General features: G+C 66.3%; 18 protein-coding genes and 1 pseudogene. 9 read left to right on the forward strand and 10 right to left on the reverse strand.

The features are described from left to right. Window positions 1–94: 94 nt before the first annotated feature. A complete protein-coding gene (locus VHB27_RS08840; RefSeq protein WP_325599369.1) occupies window positions 95–925 on the forward strand; it encodes an SDR family NAD(P)-dependent oxidoreductase in 831 nt (276 codons plus the stop codon). A 22-nt stretch (window positions 926–947) separates the two neighbouring features. Here the strand turns inward: VHB27_RS08840 and VHB27_RS08845 are convergent, their stop codons facing one another. Next, complete coding sequence (locus VHB27_RS08845) at window positions 948–1235, reverse strand: hypothetical protein (RefSeq protein ID WP_325599371.1); 288 nt, start codon at window positions 1233–1235, stop codon at window positions 948–950. On the opposite strand from VHB27_RS08845, the gene VHB27_RS08850 reads away from it, so the two are divergent. Beyond that, a complete protein-coding gene (locus tag VHB27_RS08850; RefSeq protein WP_408903986.1) occupies window positions 1131–1784 on the forward strand; it encodes a hypothetical protein in 654 nt (217 codons plus the stop codon). The genes VHB27_RS08845 and VHB27_RS08850 overlap by 105 nt on opposite strands. An 18-nt stretch (window positions 1785–1802) precedes the next feature. Here the strand turns inward: VHB27_RS08850 and VHB27_RS08855 are convergent, their stop codons facing one another. Then, window positions 1803–3998 (reverse strand): molybdopterin cofactor-binding domain-containing protein, encoded by a 2196-nt coding sequence (locus VHB27_RS08855; protein ID WP_325599375.1) that lies wholly within the window; start codon window positions 3996–3998, stop codon window positions 1803–1805. Next, window positions 3995–4456 carry a (2Fe-2S)-binding protein gene (locus VHB27_RS08860; protein ID WP_325599377.1) on the reverse strand — a complete coding sequence of 154 codons (462 nt, stop codon included), beginning with the start codon at window positions 4454–4456 and terminating at the stop codon, window positions 3995–3997. Before VHB27_RS08860 ends, VHB27_RS08855 begins: the two co-directional genes overlap by 4 nt. Window positions 4457–4600: 144 nt before the next feature. Here VHB27_RS08860 and VHB27_RS08865 point away from each other — a divergent pair, with 144 nt between their 5' ends. Continuing rightward, a complete protein-coding gene (locus tag VHB27_RS08865) occupies window positions 4601–5164 on the forward strand; it encodes a carboxymuconolactone decarboxylase family protein (protein ID WP_325599379.1) in 564 nt (187 codons plus the stop codon). Between the two features lie 60 nt (window positions 5165–5224). On the opposite strand, the gene VHB27_RS08870 is transcribed toward VHB27_RS08865, so the two are convergent. Beyond that, complete coding sequence (locus tag VHB27_RS08870) at window positions 5225–6241, reverse strand: lytic transglycosylase domain-containing protein (RefSeq protein WP_325599381.1); 1017 nt, start codon at window positions 6239–6241, stop codon at window positions 5225–5227. Window positions 6242–6694: 453 nt separating this feature from the next. On the opposite strand from VHB27_RS08870, the gene VHB27_RS08875 reads away from it, so the two are divergent. Further along, a complete protein-coding gene (locus VHB27_RS08875; protein WP_325599383.1) occupies window positions 6695–7552 on the forward strand; it encodes an ABC transporter permease in 858 nt (285 codons plus the stop codon). A gap of 165 nt (window positions 7553–7717) precedes the next feature. After that, window positions 7718–8341 (forward strand): annotated as a pseudogene (locus VHB27_RS08880) (ABC transporter ATP-binding protein); the annotation flags it as partial. A gap of 20 nt (window positions 8342–8361) precedes the next feature. Here VHB27_RS08880 and VHB27_RS08885 read toward each other — a convergent pair. The 5 genes from VHB27_RS08885 to VHB27_RS08905 all read right to left on the reverse strand — a co-directional run bounded on the left by VHB27_RS08885 (window position 8362) and on the right by VHB27_RS08905 (window position 12794). Further along, window positions 8362–9909 (reverse strand): DHA2 family efflux MFS transporter permease subunit, encoded by a 1548-nt coding sequence (locus tag VHB27_RS08885; protein WP_325599387.1) that lies wholly within the window; start codon window positions 9907–9909, stop codon window positions 8362–8364. Then, window positions 9906–10991 carry an HlyD family secretion protein gene (locus VHB27_RS08890; protein ID WP_325599389.1) on the reverse strand — a complete coding sequence of 362 codons (1086 nt, stop codon included), beginning with the start codon at window positions 10989–10991 and terminating at the stop codon, window positions 9906–9908. Before VHB27_RS08890 ends, VHB27_RS08885 begins: the two co-directional genes overlap by 4 nt. Further along, entirely contained in the window at window positions 10988–11497 is a 510-nt protein-coding gene (locus VHB27_RS08895) for a winged helix-turn-helix transcriptional regulator (protein WP_325599391.1), read from the reverse strand. The genes VHB27_RS08890 and VHB27_RS08895 overlap by 4 nt, the downstream gene beginning before the upstream one ends. Before the next feature lie 165 nt (window positions 11498–11662). Next, entirely contained in the window at window positions 11663–12130 is a 468-nt protein-coding gene (locus tag VHB27_RS08900) for an OsmC family protein (protein WP_325599393.1), read from the reverse strand. A gap of 442 nt (window positions 12131–12572) precedes the next feature. Further along, entirely contained in the window at window positions 12573–12794 is a 222-nt protein-coding gene (locus VHB27_RS08905; RefSeq protein ID WP_325599395.1) for a DUF1127 domain-containing protein, read from the reverse strand. Window positions 12795–13090: 296 nt separating this feature from the next. On the opposite strand from VHB27_RS08905, the gene VHB27_RS08910 reads away from it, so the two are divergent. Next, the gene (locus VHB27_RS08910) at window positions 13091–13858 is read left to right on the forward strand and encodes an enoyl-CoA hydratase/isomerase family protein (RefSeq protein WP_325599397.1); all 768 of its coding nucleotides are present in this window, start codon (window positions 13091–13093) and stop codon (window positions 13856–13858) included. A gap of 12 nt (window positions 13859–13870) precedes the next feature. On the opposite strand, the gene VHB27_RS08915 is transcribed toward VHB27_RS08910, so the two are convergent. Beyond that, window positions 13871–15589 carry an N-acyl-D-amino-acid deacylase family protein gene (locus tag VHB27_RS08915; protein WP_325599399.1) on the reverse strand — a complete coding sequence of 573 codons (1719 nt, stop codon included), beginning with the start codon at window positions 15587–15589 and terminating at the stop codon, window positions 13871–13873. A 184-nt stretch (window positions 15590–15773) separates the two neighbouring features. Between VHB27_RS08915 and VHB27_RS08920 the strand changes: the two genes are divergently transcribed. The 3 genes from VHB27_RS08920 to VHB27_RS08930 form a co-directional block, all read left to right on the forward strand. Continuing rightward, window positions 15774–16424 (forward strand): TetR/AcrR family transcriptional regulator, encoded by a 651-nt coding sequence (locus tag VHB27_RS08920; RefSeq protein ID WP_325599401.1) that lies wholly within the window; start codon window positions 15774–15776, stop codon window positions 16422–16424. A 107-nt stretch (window positions 16425–16531) separates the two neighbouring features. Then, window positions 16532–17137 (forward strand): DUF2852 domain-containing protein, encoded by a 606-nt coding sequence (locus tag VHB27_RS08925; protein WP_325599403.1) that lies wholly within the window; start codon window positions 16532–16534, stop codon window positions 17135–17137. A 284-nt stretch (window positions 17138–17421) separates the two neighbouring features. Beyond that, on the forward strand, window positions 17422–17646 hold a 225-nt coding region (locus tag VHB27_RS08930), incomplete at its 3' end, for a hypothetical protein (protein ID WP_325599404.1).

Genomic DNA, 17646 nt, shown 5'->3' on the forward strand with positions numbered 1-17646 from the left:
CCGCCTGAAACCGCCTGCCTCGTGTAGCGGCCGATGACGGCCCTTGGTCTTCCCTGCGGGGACCCTTGGACGGGATCGCGACGCTTCCTCCGGCTTGGCCAGTCCCGCCATCCCGCTATACGCTCCCGCCCACAATCATGAAGGGGAGGGAAAAATGTCCGAAGAATCCTCAGGGCGCCCGTTCGCCGGCCGGACCGCGCTGATCACCGGCTCAGGCCAGAATATCGGAAGGGCGATCGCGCTTGCCTTCGCCCGCGGCGGCGCCAACGTCGTGATCAACGGCCATCGCAACAAGGAGGCGATCGACCGTGTGGCCGCGGAAGCCGAAGCCTTGGGGGTGCGTGCGCTGCCGATCCTGGCCGATGTTGCCGATCCGGGCGCCGTTCAAGCCATGGTGGATAAAGCGGCGGAGACGTTTGGTGGGGTCGACATCGCGGTCTCGAACGTATCGGTGCGCCTGCACACCAAGTTCCTCGACATATCCATTGAAGAATGGCAGCGCATCATCAACTCCAACCTCAGCGCCTCGTTCTACCTCGCGCGCGCGGTACTGCCGTTGATGCAAGCCAGGAACTGGGGCCGCATCATCCATATTTCCGGCAAGGACGGTTTCGCCGTCATCCCCAATCGGGCCCACAACGTCACGTGCAAAGCAGGCGTCTTCGCGTTGTCGAAGGCGATCGCCGTTGAATTCGGCCAATTCGGCATTACCGCAAATACCATCGCACCCGGCGTCATCGATACGACGCGGGACTGGACGCAATATCCGCACTTCGCCAACGGCTATGGCGAGCGGATCGAGGAAATCCCCGTGCGCCGCATCGGCCATGTCGACGACATCGCAGATGCCTGCGTCTATCTGGTCAACGCCGGGTTCGTCACGGGTCAGCTTCTGCACGTCAACGGCGGCGACGGACTGTTCTGAGGCACGGGCGGGCGTTCGACGTTCAAGGCCCGTCCCCTTGAGATTGACGCCGTCCGCCGTACCGCCTAAGTCTGCCGGAAATGGAGAATGCATCATGCAGGCGGATATCGCGCTGAAGGTGTTCTGGCAGCCTGGCTGAACAAGCTGCCTGAAACTCAAAGAGTTTCTCTCGGTCCGTGCGATCGAGTTCGATTCCATCAATATCCTGGCCGATCCCGACGGCGTCGCCGAACTGAAGCGCCTGGGGGCTCGTTCCATTCCGGTGCTGTCGCGCGGCGATGATTGGGTGTTCGCGCAGAACATCGGCCATGTCGTCAAGTTCCTGGGGCTGAACGAAGCCACCGGCCCCGTGCTGTCGCCGGAACAACTGGTGCGGCGCCTGTCGCTGTTCGTCGACACCGCCTCGAAGATCGTGCCGCAGATGCCCGACGCGCTGATGTCGAAAGAAGTGCCGAACCGGCCACGTACCTATCGCGTGCTGGGTCACCACATCTTCCGCATCCCCGAGGGCATGATGATGGTCGCCGGCGGCGCGACGCTGACCAACGACCTGCTGATGCCAGGCGTGCCGGAGGCAATGCAGACCAGCGCGGACCTTGGTGCCTATGGCCGGAAGGTGTTCGGCGACCTGGGCGAGTGGTGGGCGACGAAGGCCGATCGGACCGGCAAGCAGGTGGTGCAGACCTATTACGGCGCGCAGACGCTGCACGAGGTGCTGGAACGCACGACCTGGCACTGCGGCCAGCATGTGCGGCAGTGGTTCATGCTGCTGGGCATGGCGGAGATCGAGCCGGCGACCACGCTGGACGCCGGCGCGTTCAAGGACCTGCCGATGCCGTCGAGCGTGTGGGACGGTTAGGGGGGCCCCAGGCCCCGCCTAAACCCTCAGCGCCCCCGTATCGACCGGCAGCGTCCGGATCCGTTTTCCCGTCGCGGCGAAGATCGCGTTGCACAGCGCCGGGATCACCGGCGGCAGCGCCGGCTCGCCCAGGCCTGTCGGGGGATGGTCCGTGGTCAGGAAGTGGACCTCGACCGGCGGTACCTGGTCCATCCGCAACGGCCGTACCGCGTCGAAATTCGATTCCATCACCCGTCCGCCATCGATGGTGATCGCCTGGCCCAGGGCCGCGCCCAAGCCGTCCAGCGCCGCGCCCTGGACCTGGTTCACCGCGTTCAGCGGGTTGATGATCTGGCTGCCGACGTCGCCGACGGTCCAGACATGGTCCAGCTTGATGTCCCCCGCCGGCGACACCGTTGTCTGGACGACCTCGGCGAAGTAGCCCATGTGGCTGAAGTAGAAGGCCAGGCCCTTGCCGCTTCGTTGCGGCAGCGTATGGCGGTTGGACCAATCGGAGACCTGGGCGACCTTTTCCAGCACGGCCCGCATCCGGCCGGTGTCGAAGTCCGCGCGCGGGTCGGGTCGTCCGGGCGACGACCGGATGACCCGCGGCTCGCCCAGGATCGCCAGCCGGAACGCCAACGGATCTTGCCCCGCCTGCTCCGCCAGTTCGTCGACGAAGGACTGGAAGACGAAACCCAGCGCGTTCGATCGAGGCGCCCGCAGCGGCCCCGTGGGGGCCGCGAGGTCCATCATCGACATCCCATACGACAAGTTCGGCACCAGCGCGGCCGGAAACTCGTATTCGTTCAGCCCTGCCGAGTCCGCCAGCTTGCCGTCGCGGCTGAACGTCACGAAGTGGTCCGTCAGCGCGATCAGCTTGCCGCTTCCATCCAGTCCGCCCCGGAGGAAATGAAATCCTGCCGGCCGATAGAAATCGTGCCGCACGTCATCCTGCCGGCTCCACAGCAGCTTCACCGGCACGCCGCCGGCCTGCCGGCTGATCCAGGCGGCCTCGGCCATGAAATCGTTGCGCAAGCGACGACCGAAGCCGCCGCCGATGCGCAGCATGTTCACCGTCACGTTCGCCTGGCCGATCCCCAGCGCCTCGGCCACCAGTTTGCGGCCCGGCGCCGGATTCTGCGTCGGCGCCCACAGCGTGACCTTGCCGTCCTGCCAGTGCGCGGTGCAGTTCTGCGGTTCCAGCGGGATGTGCGACAGGAACGGATAGGCATAGTTCGCCTCGACGACATGCGCTGCCGTCTTCAGCGCGCCATCGGGATCGCCATCATGCCGCAACGATGTCCGAGGCGTCCGACCGGAAAGTTGTGCAGCCTCCTCGGCGAAACGCCGGCTGCTCTGGTGCACCGCCGCGCCTTGGTCCCATGTGATACGTAACTTTTGCCGAGCGGTGTTGGCCACCCACCAGTTCTTGGCGAGGATGGCGACGCCGTCGGCGACCCCTTGCGGGTCGCGGCCACCATTGCCGCGCACGATGAACGCGTCATGGATACCAGGCAGCGCCTTGATCGCATCGACATTGGCGCTGGCGATCTTGCCGCCGAATACGGGACACTTCTCGAACACCGCGATCAGCATGTCCGGCCGGACCATGTCGATTCCGAACAGTTTCTGTCCAGTGACGATCTTGGGGTTGTCGACGCCGTGGATCGGCCGGCCGATGATGCGGAAATCCTTGGGGTCCTTCAGCGTCACGCTGTCCGGCGACGGCACCGGCACCGCGGCAGCGGCCGAGGCCAGCGCGCCGTATCCGATGGACCGGCCCGATGGGTCGTGATGCACGACCCCGTCCTGCGTTCGCAGTTCGGTGACCGAAACGCCCCATTGCTCCGCCGCCGCCCGTACCAGCATCGCCCGGCCGACCGCCCCTGCTCGGCGCATCGGCATGTAGTTCATCGGCGTCGCCATGCTGCCGCCGGCGAATTGCGGACCGAAGACCTCGGGGTCCAGCGGCGCCTGCTCGATGCGCACATGCGGCCAGTCGATGTCGAGTTCCTCGGCGATCACCATCGGCAACATCGTCTTGATGCCCTGCCCCACCTCGGGATTTTTCGAACGGATGGTAACGAAGCCATCCGGTGAAACTTCGATGAACGCGGTCAATCGGTCCGCCTGCGCATCGGCCGCCCAGGCCGGCAGGGGCAACACCGCGCGCAGCAGCAGTCCGCCCCCGGCGGCGGCGCTGGCCTTGAGGAAGAACCGGCGCGAGGTCATGGCGTACCTCCCGCCGCGTGCTTGATCGCAGCGCGGATCCGCGTGTAGGTGGCGCAGCGGCAGATATTGCCGGTCATCGCGGAATCGATGTCGGCATCGGTCGGATGCGGCGTCTGCGCCAGCAGGGACGCCGCGGACATGATCTGTCCCGCCTGGCAGTAGCCGCATTGCGGCACGTCCAATTCCAGCCACGCGGCTTGCAGGCGCTTGCCGATCGGATCGGACGCCATGCCCTCGATCGTCGTGACCTTGCCGTCGCCGACGGCGCTGACCGGCGTCTGGCAGCCGCGCACGGCGGTACCGTCCAGGTGCACGGTGCACGCGCCGCACAGCCCTGCGCCGCAGCCGAACTTGGTCCCGGTCATGTCGAGTTCGTCGCGCAGCACCCAGAGAAGCGGCATATCGCCGTCGACATCGACGGTCCTGGGGACGCCATTCACGTGAATTGTGTAGGCCATGTCTCGATCCTCCGTCGCCGGAAAGCTACGCTCTCCGCTACGCCAGACAAGGTGCGCCCCTTTTTCAGATTGTAAGGCAGGCTATGCTGTCCCGGACGGCATGACGCCTGTCCACGCGATCACCTGGAACAGAAAGAAGACACGATGTCCGAGACAAGATTTCCCGTTCTGACACCGGAAGCGATGACCGAGGAGCAGCGGGCGGTGGCCGAGGCGATCCAGTCAGGCCCTCGCGGCGCCGGCCTGCGCGGCCCGTTCAACGCGCTGCTGCGCAGCCCGCAACTGTGCGACCTTGTGCAGCGGGTCGGCGCCTATGTGCGGTTCGGCAGTTCCATCCCCGCGCCGTTGAATGAGCTGGCGATCTGCATGGCCGGCCGCAAATGGGGCGCGCAGTATGAGTTCTATGCCCATCGCCGGCTGGGGATCGAGGCCGGCCTGAACCCGACGATCCTGGATTCAGTCGCGGTCGGGCGCCGTCCGGCGGACATGAGCGCGGACGAGACCCTGGTTTATGAATTCGTCACCGCGCTGCTGTCGACCGGCCATGTGCCCGACGAGAAATACACGCCCATGCTGGAGCGCTTCGGCGAACGGGGGGTCTGCGACCTGGTGGGCGCCGTCGGCTACTACAGCCTGGTCTCGATGGTGCTGAACGTGGCGCAGGTTCCGCTGCCCGAGGGCGAGACGCCGCCGCTGAAGCCGCTCTGACCGGCCCAAGCCGCCCCATGCCGTGGCCCGTCGCGGCCGCGGCATGGGGAAAGGTTCACATCAGGATTGGGCTTCGGGCGACAGCACGATGCAGTTGCCGTGCGTATGGGTGATCTTCTCGCAGGCCTGGACCGCCGTGTCGCGCGACATCCCGACCATGCGGGCACGCCACAGGGTGTTGCGGCCCTGGCGGACCGATGAGACATGCGGGTGCGCGACCGCCAGTTCCGCCCCGGCGTGAGACCGAGCGGTGACGAGCGCGGAGTGCGCGATGGCTTCGGAGTTGAAGGCACCGATCTGGATCGCCCACGGTCCGGAACTGGCGGCGCCACGCCGCAACGGCACGTCAGCCGCGTTGGCGGACGCGATCAGGCGGAAGCCGCCATGGGGTGGAGGCGGTGGCGGCGGCGGCGGCACCAGCAAGGCGAATTGCCTCGGGTTGGCCGACTCGCGACGGCGCGGATCGGGAAGCTGGGCGACCTCGACCGGCAACCTTTCAGGCATGCGACGCCCCCCGCGATCCTTCTTGGCCACCATGACGGGTCGGCCGTAACGCCGGCCCGGCGGGATGTTGACGGGTAACTGGTTGATCGCAAGCTGATCGGCCGCGGAACGGTTGTTCGGATAGATCCCCGCCAACTGGGGTCCGATCATCGCGACGTAATGGCGCGTTTCGTTCGGCAACGCCCGTTGATTGGACAGGTAGTCGTCCAACCGCGCCGGGCCGGCATTATAGGCGGCGAGGAAGCCGGGCGAGCCGTACAGGTCGTACATCTCCCGCATGTAAGCCACGCCGGCCATGATGTTGTCGTGCGGATCGAACGGATCGTCACCCAGATTGTACCGGTCCCGAAGCATGTCGTACGTCTCCGGCATGACCTGCATCAGCCCCATCGCGCCGGCGGAGGAGGTGATCAGCTGGCCGTCCTGGTATTCCTGGCCGCCGGACTCGACGCGCATCAGGGCGCGGATCCATTGCTCCGGAATGTCGTACTGTGCCGAAGCCTCTCGGATATACGGACCCCACGGATCCTCGGGCGGTCCGGGCGGCTGGTAGTCGCGGCGCGCATGGGCCACGTAACGTGCTGTTTCCTGTAACGAAGCCTGCTGGGTCGACGGCGCGCCGCAGGCTGCGAGACCCGCCAATAACGCCATGACACCGAACGCACGGACTCGTTGCCATCTGACGACAGCTTCGGTACAGCCTTTCCGTGCGGTCATTCGGTTACGTCTCCCACTAGAACCGGAGGCCAGACGGTCAAGCTGACCCAATGCATCAGGAACACATCACAAGCCCTTAAACGACATCCATCTTTCAGGCAAGTCATATCGGAATGGTTGCGGTGCCTGAATCGAATGGCTTGGACACGGCGGAACACGCCCCGTTTCAGCGCATGTCGGACGGCCTGCTTCGGTCACAAAATTTTTAGAAGATGATTTTCACACCCCCTCCGTCGGGGGCGGGGATGCTTCGCGCAGGGGGCCATATTCGTTGTGCCGGCCTGGTGAATGGAGTAAGCGAGGCCCCCCATGAGCACTGCCCTTCTTTCCGCGTCGCAGTCGAGCAATCTGGACCTGCACGGCCGGATGTCGCTGGGAATGCGCCATTCCTGGGCCGTCCTGGATCTCGTCAGCGGCTTCAAGCTGTGGCGCCTGGCCTTGACGCTGGGCTGGCTGGACATCCGCCTGCGCTATCGTGGGTCGATGCTGGGCCCGTTCTGGCTGACGATATCGACCGGCGTCATGGTCGGTTCGCTGGGCTTCCTCTACTCCGCGCTGTTCAAGATCGACGTTGCCGGATACCTGCCCTTCCTCGCCCTGTCGCAGGTGCTATGGGGCTATCTTGCCGCCATCGTTTCCGAGGCCTGCGCCGCCTTCACCGAATCCGAGGCGATCATCCGGTCGGTGCGCATGCCGTTCACGGTGTTCTCGATCCGCGTCCTCGTTCGCAACGTCATTGCGTTGGCGCACAATATCGCCGTCATCGTCGTCGTCTTCGCGGTATTCCGGATCGTGCCGGGATGGGAGGCATTCCTGGCCCTGCCCGGCATGCTCATCTGGGCCATCGATTCGATCGCGCTGACCCTGATATTCGGCGCCTTCTGCGCGCGGTTCCGCGACATCCAGCCGATCGTCAACAGCGTCATGCAGATCGCGTATTTCATGACCCCCGTGATGTGGAAGCCCGAGCAGCTCGGACCGGCGCGGGAACGTTTCCTGGCGCTCAACCCATTCTATGACCTGCTGGAGATCGTGCGCGGACCGATCCTGAATTCGCCGATTTCCCACGCAACCTGGGTGGGGGCCCTGGGCTCCAGCGCCCTGCTATGCCTGGTCTCCTGGGCTTTCTTCGTTCGCGCGCGCGGCCGCATCACGTTCTGGGTCTAAGGTATGGCAATCAAGGCACGGATCGACGTCGAGGACCTTTCGGTCTGGTTTCCGCTCTACCACGGAAGCTCGCGCAGCTTGAAGAAGATGGCGCTGGCCGCGGCGACGGGACGCCTCGGCCGCGAGCAGGGACAGCATGTGGTCGTCCGCGCGCTGCGCGATATCAACCTCACGCTCCAACCGGGCGATCGCCTTGGCCTGGTCGGATCGAACGGCGCCGGCAAGACGACCTTGCTGCGGGTCCTGGCCGGAATCTACGAGCCGGTGGCAGGCCATATCCGCGTGCAGGGCAGCCTGAGCTCGCTGCTGGACCCCAGCCTGGGCATGAACGTGGAGCTGACGGGGCGGGAAAACATCCTGCTGCGCGGTCTTTACGCCGGACTCTCCAAGCCGGAAATCGCCCGGCTGGAGGACGATGTCGCCAGCTTCGCGGAGTTGTCGGACTTCCTTGACCTGCCGGTGCGAATCTACTCCTCCGGCATGGTCGTCCGGCTTGGTTTCGCGATGGCAACGGCGATCAAGCCGCAGATCCTCCTGATGGACGAGTGGATCCTTGCCGGCGATGCGGCCTTCATGGAAAAGGCGCGCACCAGGCTGGAGACGATGGTCCGCAGCGCCGAGATCCTGGTGCTGTCGACGCATCAAACCGAGATTATCCGCGACTGGTGCACGCGGGTCCTGTGGCTCGATCAGGGCCACGTCCGCGCCGACGGGCCTCCGATCGATGTGCTGGAGCAGTATCTCGGCAAACCGGTCGCCCTTCCCGAACCTGCCCCTGCCCTGACCTGATACGAGAGCGCCAAGCGCCCTCAGTGCCCTTCCGCCGACGGCGCTTTCGGCGGCGCCACCTTGCGCAGGAACAGCGCCAGCGGCGCGGTCAGGATGAACGCCACCATGATCACGCGGAACGCATCGGCATACGCCATCGTCGAGGCTTCCCGGTAGGCGATCGCCCGCAACTGCTCGATCGCGGCCAGATGTCCCCCCGGCGCGGAGCCAAGCACCGTCGTGAGCCTTGCGCCGAGATTGGACAGCAGTTCGTTCATCGCCGGGTTCGCCGGCGTCAGGGTGGAAGCGATGTTCAGGAAATGCAGGTTCGTCTGGTCGTTCAACACCGCCCCGCAGACGGCGATCCCCACCGCGCCGCCCATGTTGCGCATCATGTTGAACAATCCGCTCGCGTATTTCAGCCGCGCCGGCGGCAGGCTGCCGAGGCCGAGCGTAACGCTGGGCGCAACCGCGAAGACCTGGGGGAAGCCGCGTAGTATTTGCGGCAGCAACAATTCGCCCCCGCCCCAATCGCTGGTGATGTAGGTGAACGCCCACATCGACAGGCCGAAGCTGGTCAGGCCGAACAGCATCAGCCAGCGCAGGTCCACCTTGCGCCCCAGGAACACGTAGACCGGCACGCCGACGATCGAGGCAATGCCGGTCGAGAACACCGCCAGCCCCGTCTGCCAGGCGGAATAGCCGCGCACATACCCCAGGAACAGCGGCGTCAAATAGATGGTCGCGAAAATGCCGATGCCGGTGACGAACGACATGATGCAGCCCAGCAGGAAGTTGCGGTTCGTCAGCGCTCTCAGATCGACCACCGGGTGGGCGTAGGTCAGGCTGCGGACGACGAACATGACCCCGGCGATCGATGCGACCACCGCGCAGTTTCGGATGGTACGATCGCTGAACCAGTTCCAGCGCGCGCCTTCCTCCAGCACGTACTCCAGCGACGACAGCGCCACCGACATCAGCACGATGCCGATATAGTCCGCGTCTTTCAAAAGCTTGAGGTCGGGCTGGTCGATATCGACCAGCAGCGCGACGCCGATCGCCACCAGGAAGCCGGGCACCAGGTTGATGTAGAACAGCCAGTGCCAGTCCAGCGTATCGGTGATCCATCCCCCGATCACCGGCCCAAGGCTGGGCGCGATGGATGCGATCGTGCCGACCACGGCGGCGGCATAGACGCGCCTCTGTCCCTCGAAATAATGAAAGGACGAGGTGAACACGGTCGGGATCATCGACGCGCCCAGCAGCCCCTGCAATGCTCGGAACAGGATCATGCTGTTGATGCTCCAGGCCACGCCGCACAGCATGCTGGACAGCGTGAACCCCAGCGCCGAGGCAGTGAACAGCCAGCGCGTGGAGAATACGCGCGTCAGCCAGCCGGACAGCGGAATCACGCAGATCTCGGCGATCAGATAGGCGGTCTGGACCCAGCTTATCTCATCCTGCGCCGCCGACAGGCCGCCGCCGATATCCGCGAGCGACGACGCGACGATCTGGATGTCCAACAGGGCGATGAACATGCCGACGCACATCACCGCGAACGGCACGATGCCGCGCAGGGCGGCGTTCATCGCCGCGTATCGACGCCGACGGTGGTGGACAGCCCGGCGCGCAGAAGACCCAGCGCCTGGCCGTCGCCATCCAGGATGATCCGCACCGGCACACGCTGCACGATCTTGGTGAAGTTGCCGGTCGCGTTCTGCGGCGGGATCACGCTGAACACCGCACCGGTGGCAGGCGAAAGGCTGCCGACATGCCCATGGAACGTACGGTCAGGCAGCACGTCGGCGACGATCGTCGCCTTGTCCCCCGGCCGCATCCGGCTGAGTTCGTCTTCCTTGAAATTGGCGTCGACCCACAGGCCCTGGGCCGGCACGACGGACAACAGGTTGGTGCCGGCGGCGACATAGCTGCCGACCTGCGCCGAACGGTTGCCGATGTAACCATCAACCGGGGCGGTGATCGTGGTGTAGCCAAGGTTCAGGCGTGCGGTGTTCACATCGGCCTCGGCGGCGGCGAGGTCGGCCTTCGCCACCGCGATCTGTGCGTCCAGCACGGTCAATTGCTGATGCGCCGCCTCGATCGCCGCCTGCCCGGCCACCACCGCGGCCCGAGCGGCCTTGTCCGCGGCAAGGGCCTTTTGGGCATCCTGGCGGGACCCGGCGGCGGTGGTCGCGAGCGCGCGATAGCGTTCCGCCTCCTCCCCCGCGAAGACCGCCTGCGCCAGCTTCGCCGCCAGGTCGGCCTGGGCCTGGGCGATGACGGATCGCTGCAGCGTCTGCCGCGCCTCCAGGTCCGTGATCGTGGCCTTGCGCGCCGACAGCACGGCCTGGGCGTGGCCCAGCGCGGCGATGTAGTCCGCCGGGTCCAGCCGTATCAGCGTCTGCCCCGCTTTCACGTACTGGTTGTCAGCGACCGGGATCGCCTGCACGAACCCGGCGACGTGCGGCGCGATCGGGGTGACGTTGCCGCCGACATAGGCGTCGTCGGTGCTCTCGAAGAAACGGCCGACCGTCCACCAATGGTAGCCGGCCACCCCGCCGCCGACCAGCACCGCCAGCCCCAGCCCGGCGAAGGCGGCGCGCTTCACGGACAGGCGCCGGCGAGTCGTCGCGGGCGGAACGGTGTCCCGCGCAAGGACCTGGTCGCTCATGTCCGGACCTCCGGTGCGGACTGCGCGGCCCGGCGCGCATGGCGGGCGCGGGTCGTGGCGTCAGCCGCCGGACCGGGTGCGCTGCGGAATGTCGTATGCGTCATCACCTTGCCGGAGTTGCGGTCGACCAGCACCGGATCGGCCACCGCCCCCGTCTCCGCCTCGACGACCACCACGCTTGGTCCTTCGGGGGCGAAGTGCTTGTTGCCCCAGGCCAGCATCGCCCACATCACCGGGCGGAAGTCGCGTCCGCGTTCCGTCAAGACGTATTCGTCGCGCGGCGGCCGTTCGGAGTAGCGGCGGCGCTCCAGAAGACCGCTTTCCACCAAGGCGTTCAGCCGGCGGGACAGCATGTTCGGCGCGATGCCAAGGCTTTTCTGGAACTGATCGAACTGCGTCAGGCCTTGAAAGGCGTCGCGCAGGATCAGGATGCTCCACCACTCGCCGACATGTTCCAGGCTGCGGGCGATGGGGCAGGACATGGAGGAGAAGCGGGTGCGCTGCATGGCGATCCGTCCATGGATTGCATGATGCAAGTCACTATAGGATAGTGAGTATCAATATGCAAGTGAGAGACGGGCCGCCCTCACGCCATGGTCCATGTCGCGCGGCAACCGGATCGGGCCCTCGGCGATGACGAACGGCCCCCTCGCCGGTCCGACCGGCCTGCTTCATCCGATGACGAGAACGGGTTCACACAGGACCGGGAAGTTCACCGAATTGGCGATGAAACAATACCGGTGCGCGTCATGGTGCAGCGCTGCCGCGCGCTCCAGGTCCGCCCCGGCCACGAAAGAGACGGACGGGCGCAGCACCGCGCGGACGAACCGGCCGGCGCCGGACGCATCTTCGGTCATCACCGCTTCCGCCTCGTCCCGATAGGTCAGCACGACGAGTTTCGCAGCGGCGCAGAGATGCAGGTACCAAAGCTTGTGGCAGGCGGAGAGCGATGCCAGCAAAAGCTCCTCGGGGTTCCAGCGGGCGGGATCGCCCCGGAAGGCAGGGTCCGAGGAGCCGGGGATGGCCGGCTTCCCGGCTGCCTCGATGACATGATCGCGCGCGTAACCGGCATAGGTCCGCGTGCCCTCCCCCCGATTGCCCGTCCAGGTGACGGCGAGGCGATAGACGTGCTCCTTCATGGGGCCTCCCAGCGGGTTCTCAGCATCCGGCGCATAAGTCGTTTGCGTCAGATGGTGATTATATCACGAACCCACCCCGCCCATCTGCGTTTCCGCCACGCCGAGCTTTTGGGCCGAGCCCATCTGCTCGGCCTATCGGAGACGGAGACTTTCGATGAAGAAGCTGATCCTTGCCGCCGTCGCGGTCCTGGCGCTGGGAGCCGGCGCGGCAAGCGCCCAGTCGTTCAGCCACAATGCACCGACGAACCAGCAGGACACGGGCGGCAACTGAGCGCGCGGTCCCGGGGGGTCATCGTGCCCCCTGCGAGCCTTTCCCGGCCATTCACGGCTCATTGCCGGCAAGCGTGTGGCGAGCCCTGACGTCGAGCACGGCGTCCCTGGGCTGTGGGCATTACCAATGGTATATATTTGTGTATATACGATCGTAATTCGAATGCAGCCGTCAGACCCGGCTATAGGTGCCGCGTTCGATCGCGATGAGGTCGGACCGGCTCAACCCCAAATCCCACAGGTCCCGGTCACTATAGGCAGCCAGGTATGCCAATTCCCGTGCCTGCTGGCGCCGTTCCACGAAGCGTGAGACGCACCGCGACAGAAACGTACTGAAGCCCTGGACCGGGGCCGCTTCGGCATGCGTGAGCGAATCCTGATAGACAGTTGTCATGACGGACTCTCCTTTTGCTGCAACGCAGCATAACGGCGCGCACCGCATATAGGTCAAGCATTCTGTCCTGATGGCATGTTGCATTGCAGCATAGCTGACCCTCGTGCAGCGCAGGTGACCGGTCGCGAGAGTCCGTTCCGCAGCGGAACGCCTGAACCCGCTGCCTGTCGTTACGCGCCAAATACTTGTTGGTATTGGTCCCGACTCGATAGTCCCGCCCCCGGTATCGCAGCCGCCGGGCGCGTTTGCGAAACCAAGGGCAGCCGATGCAGCATGGGGACAGGAGGAACGGACCCATGAGCTACCATCACATACTCGTCGAACAGGAAGACGGCGTCGGCATCGTGACCTTGAACCGGCCGGACGTCCTGAACGCCATGAACCGGCAATTGTCAAAGGAGCTCGGTGCGGCGGTCGCGGCGCTGGACGCGGACGACGGTATCGGCTGCATCGTCATCACGGGTGCGGGCGAAAAGGCCTTCTCGGCCGGCGGCGACATCCACGAACAGCGGGAGGACGACCGCCGCTATACGCCGGAACAACTGGACGCGATGTCCAACCCCCGGCGCAGCTACGAGATCGCCGCCACGCGCAAGCCGACGATCGGGATGATGAACGGCCTGGCCTATGGCGGCGCGGCGGTGCTGTCGTCGTCGCTGGACATGCGCGTGGGCTGCGAGGCGACGAAGTTCCGCTTCCTCGCCGCCGCCTATGGGCGGATCAACAGCACCTGGACGCTACCCAACCAGGTCGGCTGGCCGATCGCGAAGGAACTCCTGTTCACCGCCCGCGTGGTGGAGGCCGAGGAAGCCTTTCGCATCGGTCTGCTGAACCACCTGGTGCCGCGGGCGGAGCTGCGCGCGAAGACGATGTGGCTGGCGAAGATGATCGCCGGAAACCACCGCGGGTCTGTGGTCGGGGTGAAGTCGCTGCTGCTGCGACACCTGGGCGAGAACCTGGAGACCCAATGGGCGCAGGAGAAGGACTACACGACCCACGTCCTGCGCGGCGCGAAGGCGGAGGACGCGTTTCCGGAGTTCATCGCGCGGAAAGGACGGGGGTGAGGGCGAAAGCCCTCACGCCGTCGCCCGCACCAGCCGTCCCGGCCGAGCGCCGGTGTCTTCCCCCTTCTCGAAGATCGGCGTGCCCGACACGATCGTCGCCGTATAGCCGTCCACCCGCTGTACCAACCGCTTGCCGCCTGCCGGCAGGTCGTGGCACAGCTCAGGGTGATGCAGGCGCAGCGCGGCCGCGTCGACGACGTTGACGTCGGCCTTCTTGCCGACCTCCAGCCGGCCGCGGTCGTGGAAGCCGAAGAAGTCCGCGACCTCGCTGGTCAGGCGCTTGACCATGAACTCGAGCGGGAATTTCGGCCCGCGATGCCGGTCGCGCGCCCAGTGCGTCAGCATGTAGCTGGGCAGGCTGGAATCGCAGATCAGCCCGACATGCGCACCGCCGTCGCCCAGCCCCAGGATGGTGTCCTTGTCGGCGATCATGTCATGCACGACGCCGTGGTCGCCGTGGACATAGTTCGTCGTGGGATAGAACAGCATGCGGTCGCCGTTCTCGGCGGTCAGGTAGTCGTAGCAGTATTCGGCCGGCGTCAGGTTCGTTTGCGCGGCCAGGCCCTCGATGCTGCGGCTCTGGTCCGGCTCGTAATCCGGCGGATCGCCCAGGATGTAGATCCGCTCCCACCGGCTGGCGAGCGGACGCTGCAGCGGCGGCTGGATCGCCAGCAGCGCCTCGGACGGCTCTTCCGACAGGATCCGGGCGCGCACGGCAGGATCGCGCAGCCGCGCCAGCCGTTCCTCATGCGACAATTTCGACAGCGCCGCGAAGCTCGGCCGCGCGGCGAAGGGGTTCATCGACGTGGTCAGGCCGAGGATGATGCCGACGGGCCGGCCGGCGATCTGGGCGATGATGTTCGCCCCGCTCTTGCGCGCCGAACGCACGCCATCCATCAGCCGCACCCAGCGCTGCGGGTCATAGGAGCGGTCGGTCAGCAGGAACCAGATCGGCCGGCCGGTCGATTTCGACAGCGTCCGCATCCATTCGAATTCGCTGCTCTCGTCCTCGAAGTCCGACAGCATGCCGAAGGCGCCGCGGCCGGCGCGCCCCAGGGCGGAGCCGATGCCGAACAACTCCTGGTCCTCGGCGAAGCGGCCGGGGACAAGCTCGCCCTTGGTCGTCTTGTGCTGTTCGGTGCGGGAGGTGGTGAAGCCGAAGGCGCCGGCCTTCAGCGCTTCCTCGGTCAGGCGGGACATCGCCTCGATGTCCGTCGCCGTCGCGATCTCGCGGCGCACCGCGCGATCGCCCATCACGTAGACGCGCAGCGGATGGTGCGGCACCTGCGCGGCGACGTCGATCGTGCGGTCCATGCTGCCCAGCACGTTCAGGTAGTCGGGGAAGCTCTCCCAGTTCCACTCCAGGCCCTCGGCCAGCGCGATGCCGGGGATGTCCTCGACGCCTTCCATCAGGTCGATCAGGCAGTCATGGTCGGCCTTGCGCACGGGCGCGAAGCCGACGCCGCAATTGCCCATCAGGACGGTGGTGCTGCCGTGCCAGGACGACGGCGCCAGCACCGGGTCCCAGGTCGCCTGGCCATCGTAATGCGTGTGTATGTCCAGCCAGCCTGGCGTGACGATCTGTCCATGCGCGTCGATCTCGCGCTTGCCGGGGCCGGCCTTGCCGCCGACCTGGGCGATGCGGTCGCCGTCCAGCGCCACGTCACCGGTGTAACCTTTGGCCCCCGAACCATCGATGATCGTGCCGCCGCGTATGACGATGTCATGCATTCTGATCGATCCCCTGCCGTTCCGCGTCGCAGCATTGCCCGAGGCGGCGCCGCTGGCAACACGGTACGGACCATATGTTTCGACATAAGATCGTTTCAAAGCGCCGAACCGAACCCCGATCCTTCGCCCCGCCCCGTTCCACGAGCGATGGCAAACGCCGCCGGCTGATGTAAGATGGTCTCACATGAGTTGGACCGACCCTCGCGATACCGGCCCCGGCCGGCGCGGCTATCACCACGGCAACCTGCGCGAGGCGCTGGTGGACGCGGCGCTGGACTTGATCGCGCAGAAAGGTCCGGCCGGCTTCACGGTGGCGGAAGCCGCCCGCCTCGCCGGCGTCAGTCCCGCCGCGCCCTACCGGCATTTCCGCGACGCCGACGCGCTGATGGCCGAGGTCGCGGTGCGCGGCTTCCACCGCCTGGCCGAGACGCTGACCCGAGCGTGGAACGGCGGCCTGCCGAGGCCGGTGACGGCGTTCGAGGCGATGGGCCGCGCCTATCTGGGTTTCGCGCGGGCGGAGCCGGCCTATTACGCGGCGATGTTCGATTCACGCCTCGCCGCGGACCAGCATCCCGAACTGGCCGCCGCCAGCGACCGGGCATTCGCCGTACTGCGCGAGGCGGCGGAGATACTCGCCGGGACGTTTCCCCGCGACAAGCGGCCGCCGTCGCTGATGATCGCCCTTCACGTCTGGTCGCTCTCCCACGGCGTCGCCTCCCTCTTCGCGCGGCCGGACGCGTCCCGCCGCAAGCTGCCGATGTCGCCCGAGGAACTGCTGGAAGCGGGGGTCCTGCTTTACCTGCAAGGCCTGAGCGCGCCGGGCCCGATCGGCTGAGCGCGATCACAACGGATTAATTTTCGCCGGTACGCCGAGGGATTGCTTGACGGGCGACTGGCCGATAGCCAATGTAAATGTGTCTTACATTCACATGAGGCACTCGAATGGCGAGCGCTACGAACCAAGACGCATACGGAAACGCCGGATGGGGGTCGCGGAACGGCCCCTGGGGAGCGGGTCCAGGCTCCTGGCCATGGGGTCCGGGGGCCTGGGGTCCAGGCGGCAGCCCCAGGGGAGGACCGTCGAACGGCGGGCCACCTTATTGGGGCCCGCACGACTGGCGATGGCGGGCACCGTGGCTGAGCGGCCCGCTGGGGATTGCCGCGATGGTGCTGGGCTTCATTTTCTTCTGGCCGGTCGGGCTGGCCATTCTGTTCTTCATGTTGGGGACGGGTCGCATGGGATGCAAACGTTGGCGGCGTCAGGCCGGTTTTCAGGCCGCGGGCTGGACTCAGGGGCCCGGTTGGGGCGGTTGGAAAAGCTGGATGTGCGGTGAACCAGCGTCCCCGCCGTCCAGCGGCAATCGCGCCTTCGACGAATACCGGGCCGAAACGCTGCGCCGCCTGGAAGAGGAGCAGAAAGAGTTCGGTGCCTTCCTCGATCGCCTCCGCTTCGCCAGGGACAAATCCGAGTTCGACCAGTTCATGGCCGAACGCCGCGCGCACCCGACACCCCCGCCGGGCAGCGAGGGGGAACAGCCCGCGGCCTGATGGGTTCGGCCGCAGGGGGGGAACACCTCCCCTCTCGTGCCGCCGCGTGGATGGCCGGGCCTGTCCCGGCCGTCCGATTTTCTTGATCTTGGCGGGTTGAGGCCGTGGATGACCGGCGCAACGCCGGTCGGGACGTAGACGTCGTGACGTAGACAAGGCGCCCGGCGCGCACCGATCGCGCGCAGGCTGCCCGGTACGGCGCCCCCACCCGCCGACATTGGTACGGCAATTGCTGGGAGGCCGGCGAAAAAGGGAATCGCCGTCATGCCACCCCGCGCCGCCCGATGATCTCAGCGGACACCAGCAGGACCTTCGCGGCCGCCGGCCTCGACGCGTCGCCGGGGCCACGCCGTCCCGCCGCGGCCGGACGCTTTGCCTGGCTGTGGCTGCTGCTGCCGCTGGGGGTCCTTTACGCGCTGCTGGTCGCCGCGCCGCTGGGCATGCTGCTGCGGCTCAGCCTGACGGACGGTGCCGCCGCCTATGGCGCGGTGTTGAGCAGCCGGCTGCTC

This window comes from Rhodopila sp., from assembly GCF_035548235.1.
GTDB lineage: Bacteria > Pseudomonadota > Alphaproteobacteria > Acetobacterales > Acetobacteraceae > Rhodopila.